Genomic DNA, 17,263 nt, shown 5'->3' with positions numbered 1-17,263 from the left:
CGTCCTCGGCGGGCTCGTCGTGCTGTTCTACGTCGTCACCCTGGTTCGGATGGGGGGCGGTTGAGATGAACGCGGCGGCGAACCCGAGACGACGCCACGCGATCACGGTGGCGGGCCTGGCGATGGTGATCATGGCGATGGGCGGGTTGGTCTACGCCTCGGTACCGCTCTACCAATGGTTCTGCCAGGCCACCGGCTATGGCGGCACGACCAATACGGCGGTGGAAGCACCGGCGGTAATCGGCGAGCGCGAGATGATTGTGCGCTTCAACGCCGACGTCAATTCCCGCTTGCCGTGGGAGTTCGAGCCCAGCCAGCGCGAGGTCGTGGTGCGTCTCGGCGAGCAGACATTGGCCTTTTATCAGGCCCGGAACACCGGCGAAGAGGCGATCGTCGGCACCGCGACATTCAATGTGACGCCCCAGAAGGCGGGCTATTATTTCACCAAGATCGAGTGCTTTTGCTTCACCGAGCAGCGCTTGGCGCCGGGCGAAAGCCTGGAAATGCCGGTCTCGTTCTTTATCGATCCCGATCTGGCGGCCGACCCCAATCTCGATGACGTGACCTCGATTACGCTCTCTTATACCTTTTTCCGCGATCTCGAAGACAAGCCCGATGCGACGGCGGAGCAGGCCGCGTGGACGACGGCTGAGGAACGCCTCGCGGCGGCGCAATGAGCATGACAATGGACCGGGCCGCAAACCGCCCAAACCAGGGGAAAGTACGATGACTGACAGCCACGCCCACGAGCAAAAGCACCCCTACCACCTGGTCGATCCGAGCCCGTGGCCGGCGGTCGGCGCGGTCGCCGCCTTCATCCTCGCCGTCGGCGCCATCTGGTATATGCATGGCGGCCATTGGTCGGTCATGGCGATCGGCTTGCTCATGATCCTGGCGACGATGTGGATGTGGTGGCGCGACGTGATTCGCGAGGCCATGGTCGAGGGCCACCATACGCCGGTCGTTCAGCTCGGCTTGCGCTATGGCATGGCGTTGTTCATCGCCTCCGAGGTGATGTTCTTTGTCGCCTTCTTCTGGGCCTTCTTCAACGCCAGCCTGTTCCCGACCGAGGCGACCGGCGGTGTGTGGCCGCCGGAAAGCATCGAGGCGGTATTCAATCCGTGGGATCTGCCGTTCATGAACACCTTGATCCTGCTGACCTCGGGCTGCACCGTGACCTGGGCTCACCATGCGCTGCGCGAGGGCAATCGCCAGGGCCTGATCTACGGCCTCGGTCTGACGGTCGTGCTCGGTATCCTGTTCACCTGTGTCCAGGCCTACGAATACACCCACGCGCCGTTCGGCTTCACCGAGGGCATCTATCCGTCGGCGTTCTTCATGGCGACCGGCTTTCACGGCTTCCACGTCATCATCGGCACGACCTTCTTGATCGTCTGTTTCTTCCGCGCCGTGAAGGGCCATTTCAAGCCCGATCACCATTTCGGCTTCGAGGCGGCGGCCTGGTACTGGCATTTCGTCGACGTGGTGTGGATCTTCCTGTTCGTCTGCGTCTATGTCTGGGGCAGCGGCGACACCCCGTTCCACAATTGACCGGGCACGGATGACAGAGCCGTACTATCCGGCCATTTCCCCGCTCACCGCCGGTCTCGGCTGCCGCTGCCCGCGCTGCGGCCGCGGGCGGCTCTATAGCGGTTATCTGACCGTCGCCGAGACCTGCGCGGAATGCGGGCTCGACCTTCGCGCCCATGACAGCGGTGACGGCCCGGCGGTCTTTATCATCCTCATCCTCGGCTTTGTCGTGGTTTTCCTGGCGATCATGGTCGAAGTATTCTTCACACCGCCCTATTGGGTCCACGTCGTTTTGTGGCCGCCAATCGTGATCGGCCTGTCGCTGCTCATGCTGCGGCCGCTCAAGGCGATGCTGATCGCCCTGCAATTCAAGCACGATCTGCTCGCGTCGCATGACTGACACAGGATCGGGCGAACGGACGTTTCGCTGCGGCCGTTGGCGGCTGCCGCTGTGGGCGACGGTGTTCGCCGGCGGCGCGATCGTCGCCATGCTCGCCCTCTCACTGTGGCAGGTCGAGCGGCTTGAATGGAAGGATTCGGTGATCGCGGAGCGCAAGGCCGCATTGAAGGCGCGGCCAATACCGCTGCCGAGTGTGATCGAGGCCGCCGAGGATTGGGATTTCCGGCGGGTAACGGCAACCGGTGTCTTCGACCATGACCGGGAAACCTATCTCGGCGCCCGCTCGCTGAACGGCAATCTGGGCTACCACGTGCTGACGCCGCTGCGCCGTTCCGACGGCACCGACGTCATCGTCGACCGCGGCTGGATACCGCTCCGTTCGCATGACCGCGCCAACCGGCCCGGGTCCCTGACCGCCGGCGAGATTACGGTGGCAGGGGTCGCCCGCACGACCGGAAAACGCGGCTGGCTGACGCCGGAAGACAGCCCTGAAGAGGAATTCTGGTTCGTCGTCGATATCGACGCCATTGGCCGCCACCTCGAACTCAAAAATGTCGTCCCGGTTTATATCGAAGCCGGCAGGTCCCAGAGCGTCGAACTACCGATCGGCGGCCAGACGAGGTGGGAACTGCCCAACGACCATCTGCAATACGCCATCACCTGGTTCTGTCTGGCGGTTGCGTTGGCTGTCATTTACGTCGTCTATGTCCGCCGGCTCAACGCTCCATGACTGCATACGAGGGGCTCGAGACGCGGTTTCGCCGGCTCGCGATCCTCGGTGACGCGATCGGCGTCCTGCACTGGGACGCATCGGTCATCATGCCGCCCGGGGGCGCCGAAACCCGCGGCGAGCAGATGGCGACCCTGCGCGTGATCCATCACGAACTGATGACCGATCCGGCGCTCGCCGACCTGCTTGATGCCGCCGAATCCGAGGCCGCGGGTCTCGATCCCTGGCAGGCCGCCAATCTGCGCGAGATGCGGCGCCAGTGGATCCACGCCAATGCGCTCGATGCGGACCTGGTGGCGGCGTTCAGCAAGATCTGCTCGACCGGTGACATGGTGTGGCGCGAGGCCCGGCCCAAGGCCGATTTCGCCACCGTGCGGCCGTACCTGGAAGAGATGCTGGCGCGGGTGCGCGAAATCGCTGCCCGCAAGGCGGAGGCGCTCGGCACCACCCCCTACGATGCGCTTCTCGACGAATTCGAGCCCGCCGGCCGGGCCGTCGAGATCGATCGCGTGTTCGAGGATGTCGCCGCCTTCCTGCCCGATTTGATCGATCGCGTGCTGGTCCGCCAAACCGCGCAGCCAGCGGTCGCCGCCTTTGCCGCCGGTATCGCCGAAGATCGCCAGCGCGAGCTCGGCCACAGCATAATGGCGGTTCTTGGCTTCGATTTCGAACACGGGCGGCTCGATACCAGCGCCCATCCCTTTTCCGGCGGTGCGCCCGACGACCTCCGCATCACCACCCGTTACAGCGACCGCGACTTCACCGAAACGCTGATGGCGGTCATTCACGAGACCGGGCATGCACTCTACGAATATCAGTTGCCGCAAGAATGGCGCTATCAGCCGGTCGGCCAGTCGCGGGGCATGGCGCTGCACGAAAGCCAGTCGCTGCTGATGGAAATGCAAGCCTGCCGGTCGCGCGAGTTCGTCACCTTCGCCGCGCCGCTGATGCGGGAAAAGCTGGGCGGCAACGGCGGCGATTGGTCGGAGGACAACATCTACCGGCACTACACCCGGGTCGAACGCAGTTTTATCCGCGTCGAGGCCGACGAGGTGACCTATCCGGCCCATGTCATCCTGCGCTATCGCCTCGAGCGGGCGATGATCGCCGACGAGCTGGCCGTCGCCGACCTTCCGGCAGCCTGGAACGACGGCATGGAATCGTTACTCGGCATTCGCCCCGCCAATGACCGTGACGGGTGCCTTCAGGATCTGCACTGGTACGACGGCGCGTGGGGCTATTTCCCGACCTACACGCTCGGCGCGATGATCGCGGCCCAGCTCTTCGCTGCCGCCGAAGCGGCCGACCCGGACATTCGTCCCGGCATCGCCAAGGGCGATTTCCGTCCGCTGTTGTCGTGGTTGCGCACCAACGTGCACGGACATGGGTCGCGCCTGTCGACCGCAGAAGTCGTCGTCGCGGCCACCGGGCGGCCGCTCGATCCGGCCTGTTTTCGCCGCCACCTCGAGACCCGGTACCTCGACGCATAGTGCTTTGGATGGGGCGCGGCATTCGATGATCACGTGCGGTCGATGCGATTGGCCAATCGTGCACCATCCCGTCCCGGCGGGCCCGATACCGACGCGCGTCTTGCGGTTTCGGGGGGCGAAGTTTTAGTCTGAGCGGCGCAAAAAGAGAGTGTCCGGTTTTGCACTATGTAAGCACCCGCGGGGCGGCCGCGGCCCTCGAATTCGACGATGTGTTGCTCGCCGGCTTGGCGTCCGACGGCGGCCTCTATGTACCAGCGGAATGGCCGCGGCTTTCCGCCGACGCGTTCCGCGCGCTCGACGGCCTGCCCTACGCCGAGGCGGCGGTCCGCGTGATGACGCCCTTTGTCGGCGGGCGTATCCCGCCGCGCAGTTTCCATGACATGGTCGCCGAGACCTATGCCCGGTTCGACTCCCCCGAGGTCGCGCCGCTTCGCCGGGTCGACGACGATCTGTGGATGCTGGAGCTGTTCCAGGGCCCGACCCTGGCATTCAAGGATTATGCGCTGCAATTGGTCGGACGGTTGTTCGACCATGTGCTCGAGGTTCATGGCGAGCGTGTAACGGTTGTCGGCGCGACCTCCGGCGATACCGGTTCGGCGGCCATAGAGGCGTGCCGCGACCGCGATCGGATCGAGATTTTCATGCTCCACCCCAAGGGTCGCGTGTCCGAGGTGCAGCGCCGGCAGATGACCACGGTGGCGTCGGCCAATGTGCACAATATCGAAATCGAGGGGACGTTCGACGACTGCCAGGACTTGGTCAAGGCGATGTTCAACGACACCGCCTTTCGCCGCGACGTCCGCATCACCGCGGTGAACTCGATAAACTGGGCGCGGGTGATGGCGCAGATCGTCTATTACGTCTATGCGGCGCTCCGGGTCGGCGGTCCCGACCGGCCGGTATCCTTCGCCGTGCCGACCGGCAACTTTGGCAACGTCTTCGCCGGCTATGCGGCCGCCCGCATGGGTTTGCCGATCGGCCGCCTTGCCATCGGATCGAATCGCAACGATATACTAACCCGCTATTTCAATAGCGGCCGAATGGAGATGCGGGAAGTTGTGCCGACTCTGAGCCCGAGCATGGACATTCAGGTGTCGAGCAATTTCGAGCGCCTGGTTTTCGAGCTCTACGGCCGCGACGGCGCTGCGGTGGCCGAGGCAATGACCGCGATGCGCGCAACCGGGGTTCTCGACATGGGCGATGCGCGGTGGCGGGCCGCGCGCGAGCTTTTTGTTGCCCATCGGCTCGACGACGACGAAACCAAATCGGTGATGCGAGGCCATTACGAGGAGACCGGACAATTGATCGACCCACATACCGCCGTCGGTTTGGCTGCGGCGCGCGCCATCCGCGACCAAGGCGATGTCCCGGTCGTTGCCCTGGCGACCGCGCACCCGGCCAAATTTCCCGATGCCGTCGAGGCGGCGACGGGTATACGTCCGGCTTTGCCGGCCCATCTCAGCGATCTCCTTGAACGGCAGGAGCGGGTCACGTCGCTGGCCAACGACCTCGCCGCCGTCGAGGGCTATGTCCGCGGCCATACCATGCTCGACGGTGCCGCATGACGATCCGTATCACCACGCTCGACAATGGCCTGCGTGTCGTCAGCGACACCGCTGATCACGTTGAAACCGCATCCGTCGGATTGTGGCTCGGCGCCGGCGCCCGGCAAGAGGAGCCCGCGAATAACGGTGTCGCCCACCTCATCGAACACATGCTGTTCAAAGGCACGGCGCGGCGGTCGGCGCTCGACATCGCGGAGGAAATCGAGGCCGTCGGCGGCCATATCAATGCCTACACGACGCGCGAGAACACGGCCTACCACGCCAAAGTTCTGAAAGCCGACCTCTCGTTGGCGGTGGATATCCTCGCCGACATGGTGATGAACCCAGCTCTCGACTTTGATGAGTTGGAGCGCGAGCGCGCGGTGGTCCTGCAGGAGATCGGTCAGGCCCAGGACACACCCGACGACATTATCTTCGACCATATGCAGGGCGCGGCGTTTCCCGGACAAGCGTTGGGGCGGCCTGTTCTCGGCGATACCGAGACCGTGTGCACCATGGCCCGCGAGAACTTGTTCGATTTCATGGCCGACCATTACCACACCGGGCGGGCGGTATTTTCCGCCGCCGGCAAGGTCGATCACGATCGCGTCGTCGAATTGGTCGCCGAGGGTTTTGGCGACATGCCGCGGGGGACGGCGGCGACGCCATCGGCGGGGCGGTATGGCGGTGGCGAATCCCGGACCGACCAGGATCTCGAGCAGGCCCATGTGCTGTTCGGCTTTGGCGCGTTGTCGCTCCACGACGAGGACCTGCCGGCGTTGTCGTTGTTCTCGACGATGCTCGGCGGCGGCATGTCGTCGCGCCTGTTTCAGGAGGTGCGGGAGAAGCGAGGTTTGGCCTATTCGATCTTTTCGATGACGGCGGCATACGCCGATACCGGCCTGTTTCGGATCTATGCCGGCACCGGCGGGCACCAGATCGAAGAGTTGGTGCCGGTTATCTGCGATCAGGTCGCCGGTCTGGCCGGCGACCTGCGCGAGGCCGAACTCGATCGCGCCAAGGCCCAGCTCAAGGCCCAGTTGCTGATGGGGCTCGAAAGCATGGATGCCCGCGGCGAAATACACGCGCTCCATCTGTTGCGCTATGGCCGCGTTCTGACCGAAGAGGAACTGGTCGCCCGCATCGAAGCGGTCGACGAGACGGCCATAGAGCGCGTGGCGGCACGCTTGCTCGAAAGCCCGCCGTCGGTTGCCGCGCTGGGTCCAATAGGTGGGCTCCAATCCTATGAGAATATTCGCGCGAGGCTGGCGGCGTGATTGGTTTCCTGCGCAGCGCCACCGGCCTTTCGGGTGGCGTGCACCTCGACGGCGATGGGGTCTATCTGCGCCATCCGCGCGATTCCGATTGGTCCGCCTGGGCCGAGGTTCGCGCCGAATCGCGGGATTTCTTGCAGCCGTGGGAGCCGACCTGGCCGCGCGATGCACTGACCCGCAGCGCCTATCGGCTGAGGCTGCGTCAGTTCGAGGCGGAACGACGCGAGGGAACCGGCCATGCGTTCTTCATCTTTCGGCGCGATGACGAGGCGCTGGTCGGCGGCATCACCCTATCCAATATTCGCCGCGGCGTGGCTCAGGCGGGCACCATCGGTTACTGGATCAGCCGCCGCCACGCGCGCCGGGGGTATATGACGGCGGCGCTGCATTGCCTCGCGAAATACGCCTTCGGACAGCTCAACCTGCACCGGATCGAGGCCGCCTGTCAGCCCGACAACGGGGCGAGCCGCGAGTTGCTGCGGAAATTCGATTTCGACGAGGAGGGTCGGGCGCGCCTCTATTTGTTGATCAACGGGAGTTGGAGCGATCACCTGTTGTTCGGTCTGGTGCGCGAAGACTATCTCGCCCGCCGGCGTTAGCCGGGGTTCTTTTCTTAACTCGTATGGCCTGTGAAACCGTCTTCCTGGGCCGCAAAAAAGAGCGGCCATGCCGAAACATGACCGCTCTGCGTTGGCTTCGACTGGAATGCAGTGGACTGGATATGCATCCCAGCGAGGGTTGGAAGATTCTTTGTGATGGCTTTTGAATCTGCCGGTTGAAAGTCTATCGCCGTTGCCAACCGGATACAGCTGTTCAAATGGATAGGTTACCTACCTAAACGGATAGGTTGTGCGGCCGGATTGCTCGGATCGCGTGTTCAATCGCTCGACCGCGCCTACCGGGTGTCGGCGACGGTCGCCGGCGCGGTCATCGCACGGAACCACCAGGCCGCGACCAGGCCCCACACCGCGTTGAAGAAAAATACGAAAACCGGCGTCAGGGCGCCGAGGCCGAAGCCGCCGACACCCGCCTGCGTCTTGATCGGCAAGACGATCAACAAGAGCGCCAATGAGGGCGCGATGCTGAACACGAGCCCGCGCAACGGCCAATTCGCGCGGAGAAACGGCAGCACGAGAAGGAACCCCCAAATTCCGCCCCAAACCAGTCGCTGGTAGAACCATTGCGGCGACAGGGTCGGCGAAATCCGTACCCCGAGAGCGCCGGTAATGCCGAGCTCGCCAAAGGCCCAAGCCGTCAGCGAATTGGCCAGCGCTCCAAGCGCGCCGGCGGCGAAAGCGATCGTCAGATCGCGGGGCAATCTGTCCATGACGACGAGGTCCGTAAATTTGAGGTCGATCGGGGCTCAGGCGTGGCCCGGCTCGCCGGCCAGCATCGAGGGGTCGATGCCGAGGGCGGCGACCGCACGCAGCCACTTGGCCTCGAGATCGGTGGCGAAGACCAGTTCCGGGTCGGCGCTCGAGTGCAGCCAGCCATTGGCCTGTATCTCCGTTTCCAGCTGGCCGGGCCCCCATCCGGCATAGCCGAGTGCCAACAGGCTCCGATCCGGACCGTTGCCGAGGGCGATATCGCGCAGGATATCGATCGATGCCGTCACCGCGAAAGTGTCGTCGACGGTGAGCGTCCCGCCCTGATCGTAGTCCGCCGAATGGAGAACGAAACCGCGGCCGGTCTCGACAGGGCCGCCGAAATGGACCCGGATCTCCTTGTCGGCCGGCGGCGGATCGACCCCGACTTGCTTGAGCAATTCGGAAAAACTTAAGGAATCCAGCTCCTTGTTAACGACAAGCCCCATCGCGCCTTCGGCGTTGTGGGCGCACATATAGATCACCGCGCGGGAAAACCGAGGATCTTCCATCGTCGGCATGGCAATCAGCAAATGCCCTGGCAGGTACCCGCCGCTATCGGATTCTGGTATCATCGGATTTGTGCTTCGCGCCTTATCCAATTCCGTCGCTTACACGTTAAATTGACTTTTAAAGTCATACAATCGACCTAATTGGATATTTTGTTGATTTCGTGACGACGTTATTCGGCCGGACGATGTGGGTTGCGGTAAATCTTGTGCGAGTGCCCTTGCTCGCGGCGCTGGCGGTGGTTGGCGCGGCGGCGGTGGCGCATGGCCAAAGCTCGTCCATGGCCGCGGCCTCGCCCTGGGTCACGACGGATCAGACGGAGGTCCGGCTGGTCGCGGCGACGACGGCCACCGGAGAGACGGACACCGTTCAACTCGGACTTCAATTCAAGCTCATTCCCAACTGGAAGGTGTATTGGCGTAATCCGGGCGCGGCCGGGTTCCCACCGTCTATCGACTGGGCCGGTTCCGACAACCTTGCCGATTCGGTGATGCGGTGGCCGGCGCCGAAGCGGTTCAGCGTCCTCGGCCTCGATACCCTCGGTTACAAGGACGAGGTGGTGTTCCCGATCTCGGTGGCGCTGCAGCGGCCGGGCGACCCGCTGACCATCGCCGCACGGGTCAATTACCTGACCTGCGACGAGATCTGCGTGCCCTACGAGGCCGATCTCGCGCTGAGCCTGCCCTCCGGTTCCGCGTTCCCGACCCCCTACGCCCAGCTTCTCGATCGTTTCGCGGCGCAGGTCCCGGGCGATGGCGCGGCGGTCGGCATGGCGGTCAATGAAGCCACCATCGTCGGGCACGGTGGCGCGCAGTTGCTGCGAGTTGCCGCCAGCGCCGACCCGCCGTTCTCGGAACCCGACCTCTATGTCGAGGCGCCCGATCGCTTCGAATTCGGCGCTCCGACGTTGACCTTTGCGGACGACCGGCGGGAGGCGGTCTTCGAGATCGATGTCAGCACCATTGGCAAGGACAGCGCCGATCTGGCCGGTAAGGACATCACCCTGACCGTGGTCGACGGGTCTCGCGCCATGGAGGTGCCGGTTCCGGCCGTTACCGGCACCGACGGCGGACCGACGCTGGGGACCCTGTTGGGTATTCTCGGTCTCGCTTTGGCCGGTGGCCTGATTCTCAATCTGATGCCCTGCGTCCTGCCGGTGCTGTCGCTCAAGCTTCTGTCGGTGGTCAAGCACGGCGGTGGCGCCCCCGGCGACGTGCGTGCCGGGTTCCTGGCGACGGCTGCCGGGATCGTGTTCTCGTTCCTGGTCATCGGGGTCGCGCTGATCGTGGTCAAATCGGCCGGCATGGCGGTCGGCTGGGGAATTCAATTCCAGCAACCGGTGTTCCTCGCCGTGATGACTTTGATCCTGACCCTGTTCGCGGCCAATCTGTGGGGCCTATTCGAAATCCGCCTTCCTGGCGGCATTTCCGATCGATTCAGCACCCCCGGCCACGACACCTCGCTGCGCGGCCACTTCCTCACCGGCGCGTTCGCCACTCTGCTCGCGACCCCGTGTTCGGCGCCGTTCCTCGGCTCCGCCGTGGGCTTCGCCCTGTCGCGCGGGGCCATTGAAATCATTGCCGTCTTCCTCGTTCTCGGCCTCGGCCTGGCTATTCCCTACCTGGCGGTAGCGACGTTCCCGGCCCTGGCAACACGACTGCCGCGGCCGGGACCGTGGATGGCTGTGCTTCGCCGCATCCTCGGTGCGGCGCTGGCCGGGACCGGGCTGTGGTTGCTCTCGGTGCTGGCGGCGCAAGTCGGCGCGTCGGCGGCCGTCGCCACCCTGGCCGCCATGGTTGCGATCGTCGCCCTGCTGTGGCTTGGCCGTCGCCTCGTGCCGCCGGCCGGCGCCGTGGCCTGGGTCTTGGCACTGGTGGTTGCCGGTCTAGCGGTTGCCGGCCCGGCGATCATCCGCGACCGGCCAATCCCGGCCACCGCCGCCAGCGGCGAGCCGTCGGCATGGACGCCGTTTGCCGCCGGCCGGATCAGCGATCTGGTGCGCGACGGCAAGGTGGTGTTCGTCGATGTCACCGCGGATTGGTGTCTGACCTGCAAGGTAAACAAGAGCTTCGTTCTCGACACCGAACCGGTGGCCGGCGAACTCGGCTCCGCCGATGTCGTCGCCATGCTCGCCGATTGGACCCGCCCGGACGACGCCATCGCCGACTATCTCGCCCGCTTCGGCCGTTACGGTATTCCGTTCAACGCGGTCTATGGACCGGGCGCGCCGCGCGGCCTGCCGCTGCCGGAATTGCTGACCTCCGACGCGGTCATGAACGCACTGCGCCGGGCCCGCGCCGGCGGCTAGACTCGTCGCACCGGAAAGCCTATCTATGCGGTTTACCGGCGGGCCGCGGGCGATGTGGCGGCCTCTTCACAACCCGGCAGATTTCTTGCCTGTGGAGGACACGAACTATGACGATTCAAGTTGGCGATAGGATTCCAGAGGCGACGTTGCGGATGATGACCGATGACGGCATCGTCGAGATGTCGACCGGCGACGTCTTCGGCGGCAAGAAGGTCGCATTCTTTGGCGTTCCGGGCGCGTTCACGCCGACCTGCTCGGCCAAGCATCTTCCCGGCTTCGTCCGGCAGGCCGACGCGCTCAAGGGCAAGGGCGTCGACGCGATTGCCTGCCTGGCGTGGAACGATCCTTTCGTCATGGGCGCCTGGGGCACGGCGCAAAGCGTCGGCGACAAGGTCATGATGCTGGCCGACGGCAACGGCGAACTGACCACCGCGATGGGGCTCGCGTTCGATGCCAGCGGCCACGGCCTTGGCAAGCGCAACCGGCGTTTCTCGATGGTTGTCGACGACGGCGTCGTCTCCGCTTTGAACTTGGAGGATGGCGGCGCGTTCGAGGTCAGCAGCGCCGAGCACCTTCTCAAGCAGCTCTAATCGGCATCGCCTGAACGTTTCTCGATGGCCGCTCGGGCGAGCGTGTCGGCGCGCTCGTTCTCCGGGTGGCCGTCATGGCCGCGGACCCAGTGCCATTGCACCTTGTGGCGGCCGAGCGCGGCCAGCAGGCGTTCCCATAATTCGCGGTTCTTGACCGGTTTCTTGGCCGCCGTCTTCCAACCGCGCGCCTGCCAGTCCTTGATCCACACCGTGATGCCGTCTTTGACATAGGTGCTATCGGTGTGGACCCGTACCGTCATCGGCCGTTTCAGCGCCTCGAGGGCGGCGATCGCGGCCATCAACTCCATGCGGTTGTTCGTGGTATCGGGCGACGAACCGGATAGTTCGCGGCGATGGCCACGATAGTCGAGAACCGCCGCCCAGCCGCCGGGGCCAGGATTGCCGCTGCAGGCGCCATCCGTATAGATGTCGACGATTGTGTCTTCAGGCGAGGCCATAAGCGCCGGGGCCGGTGATGCCTTGGTGGAAGTGGAGTATCTTGAGGTATTCGCGCGGATCCTTGGGCCGTACGAACGCCCCTTCCGGGTGGTGCAGCCAGTCATAGAGGCGGGTCAGCAGGAATCGCATCGCGCTGCCCTGCGCCAGCAGCGGCAGGGCCGATAGCTCGGCCTCGGCCAGGGGCCGGGTCCGTCGGTAGGCCGACAGCATCTGGCGCGCCTTGGTGATGTTGAAACTGCCGTCGGTCTCGAAACACCAGGCATTGAGGCAGGTCGCCAGGTCATAGGCGAAGAAGTCGTTGCAGGCGAAGTAGAAATCGATCAGCCCCGATAAATTGTCTTCGAGGAAGAAGACGTTGTCGGGGAACAGGTCGGCGTGGATGACGCCGGCCGGCAGATCGGTGGGCCAGTTCGTTTCGAGCTTCACCAGCTCGGCGGCAAGGAATTCGCGTAGTCCGGGTTCGACCTCGTCGGCGCGCGCCGCGCATTGGTCATAGATCGGCCGCCAGCCCGAGACCGAAAGGTTGTTGGCGCGCCGCACCGGATAGGATTGTCCGGCGAGATGGAACGCCGCCAGCGCATCTCCCAGCAGCTGGCAATGCCGCGGCATGATGCGCCGCGGCCACATGCCGTGGAGAAAGGAAATTATCGCCGCCGGGCGATCGCAGAGCTCTCTCAGCGCCTCGCCGTCGCGGCCATGTATCGGGGTCGGACAGGCGATGCCCTGATCCGCCAAATGTTCCATCAGGCCGAGAAAGAAGGGCAAATCGCAACGGGCGACGCGTTTCTCGTAGAGGGTCAGGATATAGGTGCCGACATCGGTCTGGAGCAGATAGTTCGTGTTCTCGACGCCTTCCGCGATTCCCTTGTAGGAAATCACCCGCCCGACATCGTACTGGGCGATGAATGATTCCAGGTCCTCATCGGAGACTTCGGTGTAGACGGCCATCGAAACGCGGCATCCAGCGGCTGCGGTGGGCAGCACTTAACAGATCGCGCATGCCTCTGACAACTCTGGCCATTCTATGATTCAACGCCGACCCCGAGCCCTTGTGCATAATGCGACCGTCACCTAGAGTGCGGCCGACCCCGGAACCGCGGTTGCGGCCGATTTGACGAGGCAAAGAGGCGATCGATGACGGAACCCGTTTCCCCCCAGAAGGAGCCTTATCCCGCCACGGTCGAGGCCGGCAAGAAATACGCCTGGTGCGCCTGCGGCCTCAGCAGCACCCAGCCGTTCTGCGATGGTTCGCACAAGGTCACCGACCTGACGCCGGTCGTCTTTACCGCGGAAAAGGATGGCGAGGTGTATCTGTGCGGCTGCAAGCATACGGCCAACAAGCCCTTCTGCGACGGAACCCACGGCAGGCTGTAGTTCGATCGATGAATTGTTCTGGATATAAGGCGTCGGTGAAACGGTGGCGGATGCCCGCCGCGCTGCTGGCGACGGCCCTGGTGTTGGCGTCCTGCATCGAACCCACCAGTACCTGTCCGCGTCCCCTGGTCCTCGACCGGACCGGCGAATTGGTGCGCTTCGCGCCGGGCGGGCCGGCCAACGTCAGCAATCTCGACTACCAGGCCAAGATGAAAGTCACCGGTCTTCAGTGCGGCTATGTCGACGACCTGCTGACCGAACTCGAGGTCAACATGGACCTCGATATTACGGCGCGGCGCGGCGCGGCGAACAAGACCGGTGTGGCGGAGTTCGCGTATTTCATCGCCATCACCGATGTCCGCGGAACCGTGCTCAGCAAGGAAGTCTTCGAGGTCGAAATGGATCTCGGGTCGGTCGGCGAGCCGGTTACCGAGAGCGAAGGCATCTGGCAGAAATATCAGTTCCTCAAGGGCCAGAGCGGCGGCGCCTATCGCATCTGGGCCGGGTTTCAGATGAGCGAGCACGACCTCGCCGTCAGCCGGGACCTGCGGCCGGACTAGCCTGCCTGCCGGTGATCACGGCGGCATCCGTGCCGCGGCGCTTCTTCGACGATCGTGAGGCGGTGGCAGCGCATCATGCGCGCCAGCGCTCGGCGCCGGCCCACAAGCCCAGCCCGGCGGCGACAACGAGGGCCAGGGCCGCGGCGATGATCGGGCTCGCGCCGAGGTAGCCGGTGGTCAGGACAAGCAGGGCGAGGCCGCCGGCAAGCACGGCGATTGTGCCGTATCTCGACAGCGGCAATCGGCGGCCGGCAAGCGCGACGATGCCAATCCACAGCATGATCACGCCGACGGCGCTCAGCGCGATGGCGACCTTGTTGGTATTCTCGGAAACATAGCGAATCGAGAACGCCGCCGGCTCGGGCGACTGGCTGGCATAAAGCTTCTCGAAGGCAAACTGGATGCCGCGGGTCGGCACCGTGATCCTGAGCGGTTGCCCCATCTCCGTCTGATAGGCGTCGGCCGCCCGCGCCAAGATGACGCCGCCGGCGGCGCTCGGGTTGACCGGTACGCCGCCGACGACCAGATCCATCGTGCTGTCGGGGGTCAGATAGGCGGGACCGTCGGGGAGGAAGACGTCCCAGCGGCTATGGGTGACGACCATGTCGGGCCGCGGCAGCACGCTCGAGACTGTGCCGATATGGCGAATCGGATCGGCCGGGGTCGCGTAGACGAGGTCGATTGGAAATCCCTTGGCGGAGTTGATCAGTTTGACGAGGACGGCCGACCCGTCGCCGTTGGTGCCGCCGCCGGCATAGGCCGGCTTCTCGGCTTTGTCGTCGACGAAGACCGACCAGATTTCGGAATTCGGCGGCAGGTCGAGACGCAGAAACTGGCGCCGGCTGTTGCGCACGATGAGCCGCGCCGTCGTCACCGCCAGCCCGTCGCGGGTCAAGAGGGATCGGTAGTCGGCCCGCTCTATGGCGGCGACCTGCACATCGATTTCATTGTGCCGGGTGATCCTCAGCGCGAGGCGGAATGGCGGCCTGGCGTTGACGTAGCGAAAGGCGAGCAGGATCGGATTGGTCGTCTTGAGCACCAATTGCTGCGGCAATTCGTTGATGTCCAGGTTCGACAGCCGTTCGACCGCGGCGGTGCTGACCTCGACCGCGGTCAGCGCCTCGACGGCGATGCGGCCGTGCTCGACTTCGGCGCCGACGACCGAAATGGTCGGGACGGTCGATTCGCCGGCGCCGGCATCCATGATTTTCTCGTAGGCCACCTCGACGCGGAACTGCCCCTCCATTTCGCGGGTGAACTCCAACTCGATGGCCTGGCCGCCATCGACCTCGCGGACCAGGTGCGTCCTGAGCGATGGGCCGGACACCGCCAGCACATTGACGCTCTGCGGCGCGCTCAGGCGGAGATCGACGATGGTGCCGGATTTGATGTCGATCTCGACCGTCGCTGAGCCCTTCATGGTGACGTCGCCCAGCGAGATCAGGGTGTCGACCTGGGCGTTGAACCTGCCTTGCTTGCGCTCCGGCGCCGCCGCGGCGACGACCAGCGTGGGCGTCGGATCGATATATTTGAACGTATGGGCGACTGTCATCGCGATCTGGTTGCGGATGAAGGCCGGCAACTGGTTCTCGCCGACCTTCGACAGCCCGTCGTCGGATTCCGGCCGCAGCGTGAGTTCGGGCCCGGACAGCAGCGCGACCATGCCGCGTTGGCGCTGGACGCTGTCGGCGCTGAGCAAGGGAACAACGATGGAGGCGAGCGCCTCCGCATCCGAACCGAGCAGGCGCTCATAGGCAATCGCAAGCACGTATTCGCCGCTTACCGGGCGTTCGAGGAAGACGCTGACCTTCTTGCGGCCCGCTTCCTCCCCCAGCGCCACCGCCCAGTCCGAGACCCCGCCCGATGGCGAGGCGATGCGGTTGACCTGGGCATCGTTCGGGATTTCCAGTTCGAGCCGATTGGTCTCGCCATGGGTGATTTCGTAGACGATCGTGCCCGCGGCGTGCAGGACGCCCTCTTCGGCGTGGATGGCGTGATAGATGCTGGCATTCGCCCGCACCTGGCCGCGCAGGTTTTGCGGCACCGCCTCGGTCCAGGTGAAGACCACGCTGTCGCTCATCGGGATGAATGCCGTCGCGGTCGTCGTGTCTTCGCCTTCGACCGTCACCACGTCGGCACCCGGGGCCACGCGCACCTCTTTCCGTCCCGGCAGCACGAGCTCGAACCGGGAAACCGGAATACGAGGAATTCGTAAGCGGGCCTGCGGCGGGCCGGTGTCGCCGACGACGGGCACCTGAAACGCGACCTCGACTTGATGCTTCCCCGGTCCCTCGACCAGGGTCGCGAAGTTTCCGTCCTCATCGAGCACGGTCGCGGTCTCGCCGTCGATCCGCAGGTCGTTGATGGTAACGCTGTTCGGAATGACCGGCAGGGTGATCCGTTCGTCGCCGAAGATTTCGACCTCGAACCGGCCGCTCCAGACCACGGCCATATCGCGCAGCACGCCGCTGTAATCGGCACGGCTGATGGCGAACGCACGGCCGCTTGGGGCGCGCCACGAGACCAGGATCGAGGATGTCGCCGGCACCGCCGCGGTCACCCGCGTGGCTCCGGCAACGTCGCTGCGCTGCAGCTCCGCCGACGGCACCACCGCGACGTCGCCGGCGGTGTCTGGCAAGGTCGCGCTGAAAGTCGTCGCCGCCGCGCGGGGCACGGCCAGGGACAGGACATAGCCGCCGGCGTAGCTGCGGGCGTCGACGCCATAGGTCAGTTCCATCGTGACAGTGCCGGCGCGGTCCGTGCTCCAGGCGATCCCGTCGGGGGCATCCACGAGCTGCGCCGGACCGCCATCGACGACGGCCCGCGTGAGCGCCGCGCCGTGGGGCAGGATGGGCACCAGGGTCCATTCGTCCTCGAAGGTTTCGATCGCGACGGTGACGGTGACGGTGGCGGTGAAACGGTCTTCGCGGTCGGCCACGTCGACGACGACGTTCGACCGACCGATGGCGTAGGCGGCGGGAGCGCGGCGCGGTTCCCGGGCCAGCCGTTCGATCATCGCCGTGTAATCGGCCAACGGTACCCGGACCTCACCCGTCGACCGCGGGCCGAGTTCCTCGGCGGTGGCCGGTGAAACCAGAATCAAGGCAAGCAGAAAGAGCAGACGTCGCAT

Annotated in this window: 17 protein-coding genes; 12 read left to right on the top strand and 5 right to left on the bottom strand. The window is 64.9% G+C overall.

Going from position 1 to position 17,263, the window contains the following annotated elements:
* Positions 1 to 65: 65 nt before the first annotated feature.
* From GY791_11320 to GY791_11285, 8 genes are all read left to right on the top strand, one after another.
* Complete coding sequence (locus tag GY791_11320) at positions 66 to 677, top strand: cytochrome c oxidase assembly protein (GenBank protein ID MCP4329014.1); 612 nt, start codon at positions 66 to 68, stop codon at positions 675 to 677.
* A 49-nt stretch (positions 678 to 726) separates the two neighbouring features.
* Entirely contained in the window at positions 727 to 1,551 is an 825-nt protein-coding gene (locus GY791_11315; GenBank protein ID MCP4329013.1) for a cytochrome c oxidase subunit 3, read from the top strand.
* Positions 1,552 to 1,561: 10 nt separating this feature from the next.
* Entirely contained in the window at positions 1,562 to 1,930 is a 369-nt protein-coding gene (locus GY791_11310) for a DUF983 domain-containing protein (GenBank protein ID MCP4329012.1), read from the top strand.
* Positions 1,923 to 2,660 (top strand): SURF1 family protein, encoded by a 738-nt coding sequence (locus GY791_11305; protein MCP4329011.1) that lies wholly within the window; start codon positions 1,923 to 1,925, stop codon positions 2,658 to 2,660. Before GY791_11310 ends, GY791_11305 begins: the two co-directional genes overlap by 8 nt.
* The gene (locus tag GY791_11300) at positions 2,657 to 4,150 is read left to right on the top strand and encodes a carboxypeptidase M32 (GenBank protein MCP4329010.1); all 1,494 of its coding nucleotides are present in this window, start codon (positions 2,657 to 2,659) and stop codon (positions 4,148 to 4,150) included. The genes GY791_11305 and GY791_11300 overlap by 4 nt, the downstream gene beginning before the upstream one ends.
* Positions 4,151 to 4,308: 158 nt before the next feature.
* Positions 4,309 to 5,715: a threonine synthase gene (locus tag GY791_11295; protein MCP4329009.1), complete on the top strand. Its 1,407-nt coding sequence runs from the start codon at positions 4,309 to 4,311 to the stop codon at positions 5,713 to 5,715.
* On the top strand, positions 5,712 to 6,971 hold the full coding sequence (locus GY791_11290; protein ID MCP4329008.1) for an insulinase family protein: 1,260 nt from the start codon (positions 5,712 to 5,714) through the stop codon (positions 6,969 to 6,971). Before GY791_11295 ends, GY791_11290 begins: the two co-directional genes overlap by 4 nt.
* Positions 6,971 to 7,567 (top strand): GNAT family N-acetyltransferase, encoded by a 597-nt coding sequence (locus GY791_11285; protein MCP4329007.1) that lies wholly within the window; start codon positions 6,971 to 6,973, stop codon positions 7,565 to 7,567. The genes GY791_11290 and GY791_11285 overlap by 1 nt, the downstream gene beginning before the upstream one ends.
* A 296-nt stretch (positions 7,568 to 7,863) precedes the next feature.
* Here the strand turns inward: GY791_11285 and GY791_11280 are convergent, their stop codons facing one another.
* Positions 7,864 to 8,295 (bottom strand): hypothetical protein, encoded by a 432-nt coding sequence (locus tag GY791_11280; GenBank protein ID MCP4329006.1) that lies wholly within the window; start codon positions 8,293 to 8,295, stop codon positions 7,864 to 7,866.
* A gap of 36 nt (positions 8,296 to 8,331) precedes the next feature.
* Complete coding sequence (locus tag GY791_11275; protein ID MCP4329005.1) at positions 8,332 to 8,907, bottom strand: YqgE/AlgH family protein; 576 nt, start codon at positions 8,905 to 8,907, stop codon at positions 8,332 to 8,334.
* Positions 8,908 to 9,029: 122 nt separating this feature from the next.
* Here GY791_11275 and GY791_11270 point away from each other — a divergent pair, with 122 nt between their 5' ends.
* Together GY791_11270 and GY791_11265 are read left to right on the top strand one after the other, a co-directional pair.
* The gene (locus GY791_11270; GenBank protein MCP4329004.1) at positions 9,030 to 11,150 is read left to right on the top strand and encodes a hypothetical protein; all 2,121 of its coding nucleotides are present in this window, start codon (positions 9,030 to 9,032) and stop codon (positions 11,148 to 11,150) included.
* Between the two features lie 107 nt (positions 11,151 to 11,257).
* Positions 11,258 to 11,740, top strand: a complete 483-nt coding sequence (locus GY791_11265) for a peroxiredoxin (protein MCP4329003.1) — start codon at positions 11,258 to 11,260, stop codon at positions 11,738 to 11,740.
* On the opposite strand, the gene rnhA is transcribed toward GY791_11265, so the two are convergent.
* Both rnhA and GY791_11255 read right to left on the bottom strand, forming a co-directional pair.
* Complete coding sequence (gene rnhA, locus GY791_11260; protein MCP4329002.1) at positions 11,737 to 12,198, bottom strand: ribonuclease HI; 462 nt, start codon at positions 12,196 to 12,198, stop codon at positions 11,737 to 11,739. The two genes, GY791_11265 and rnhA, sit on opposite strands and share 4 nt — an antisense overlap.
* On the bottom strand, positions 12,185 to 13,147 hold the full coding sequence (locus tag GY791_11255) for a homoserine kinase (GenBank protein MCP4329001.1): 963 nt from the start codon (positions 13,145 to 13,147) through the stop codon (positions 12,185 to 12,187). Before GY791_11255 ends, rnhA begins: the two co-directional genes overlap by 14 nt.
* A gap of 186 nt (positions 13,148 to 13,333) precedes the next feature.
* Between GY791_11255 and GY791_11250 the strand changes: the two genes are divergently transcribed.
* Both GY791_11250 and GY791_11245 read left to right on the top strand, forming a co-directional pair.
* Positions 13,334 to 13,573, top strand: a complete 240-nt coding sequence (locus GY791_11250; protein ID MCP4329000.1) for a CDGSH iron-sulfur domain-containing protein — start codon at positions 13,334 to 13,336, stop codon at positions 13,571 to 13,573.
* A 35-nt stretch (positions 13,574 to 13,608) separates the two neighbouring features.
* On the top strand, positions 13,609 to 14,133 hold the full coding sequence (locus GY791_11245; protein ID MCP4328999.1) for a hypothetical protein: 525 nt from the start codon (positions 13,609 to 13,611) through the stop codon (positions 14,131 to 14,133).
* Between the two features lie 73 nt (positions 14,134 to 14,206).
* Here GY791_11245 and GY791_11240 read toward each other — a convergent pair whose 3' ends face one another.
* On the bottom strand, positions 14,207 to 17,263 hold the full coding sequence (locus tag GY791_11240; GenBank protein MCP4328998.1) for a hypothetical protein: 3,057 nt from the start codon (positions 17,261 to 17,263) through the stop codon (positions 14,207 to 14,209).

Source organism: Alphaproteobacteria bacterium (assembly GCA_024244705.1).
Taxonomy (GTDB): domain Bacteria; phylum Pseudomonadota; class Alphaproteobacteria; order JAAEOK01; family JAAEOK01; genus JAAEOK01.
This window is presented reverse-complemented; position numbering and strand designations above follow the sequence as displayed.

Bases quoted from the DNA above. Each gene is read 5' to 3' on its own strand.
- GY791_11305 (MCP4329011.1), top strand. From the start codon at position 1,923: ATGACTGACACAGGATCGGGCGAACGGACGTTTCGCTGCGGCCGTTGG.
- GY791_11310 (MCP4329012.1), top strand. From the start codon at position 1,562: ATGACAGAGCCGTACTATCCGGCCATTTCCCCGCTCACCGCCGGTCTC.
- GY791_11265 (MCP4329003.1), top strand. From the start codon at position 11,258: ATGACGATTCAAGTTGGCGATAGGATTCCAGAGGCGACGTTGCGGATG.
- GY791_11290 (MCP4329008.1), top strand. From the start codon at position 5,712: ATGACGATCCGTATCACCACGCTCGACAATGGCCTGCGTGTCGTCAGC.
- GY791_11270 (MCP4329004.1), top strand. From the start codon at position 9,030: ATGTGGGTTGCGGTAAATCTTGTGCGAGTGCCCTTGCTCGCGGCGCTG.
- rnhA (MCP4329002.1), bottom strand. From the start codon at position 12,198: ATGGCCTCGCCTGAAGACACAATCGTCGACATCTATACGGATGGCGCC.
- GY791_11300 (MCP4329010.1), top strand. From the start codon at position 2,657: ATGACTGCATACGAGGGGCTCGAGACGCGGTTTCGCCGGCTCGCGATC.
- GY791_11240 (MCP4328998.1), bottom strand. From the start codon at position 17,263: ATGCGACGTCTGCTCTTTCTGCTTGCCTTGATTCTGGTTTCACCGGCC.
- GY791_11320 (MCP4329014.1), top strand. From the start codon at position 66: ATGAACGCGGCGGCGAACCCGAGACGACGCCACGCGATCACGGTGGCG.
- GY791_11255 (MCP4329001.1), bottom strand. From the start codon at position 13,147: ATGGCCGTCTACACCGAAGTCTCCGATGAGGACCTGGAATCATTCATC.
- GY791_11275 (MCP4329005.1), bottom strand. From the start codon at position 8,907: ATGATACCAGAATCCGATAGCGGCGGGTACCTGCCAGGGCATTTGCTG.
- GY791_11315 (MCP4329013.1), top strand. From the start codon at position 727: ATGACTGACAGCCACGCCCACGAGCAAAAGCACCCCTACCACCTGGTC.
- GY791_11280 (MCP4329006.1), bottom strand. From the start codon at position 8,295: ATGGACAGATTGCCCCGCGATCTGACGATCGCTTTCGCCGCCGGCGCG.
- GY791_11250 (MCP4329000.1), top strand. From the start codon at position 13,334: ATGACGGAACCCGTTTCCCCCCAGAAGGAGCCTTATCCCGCCACGGTC.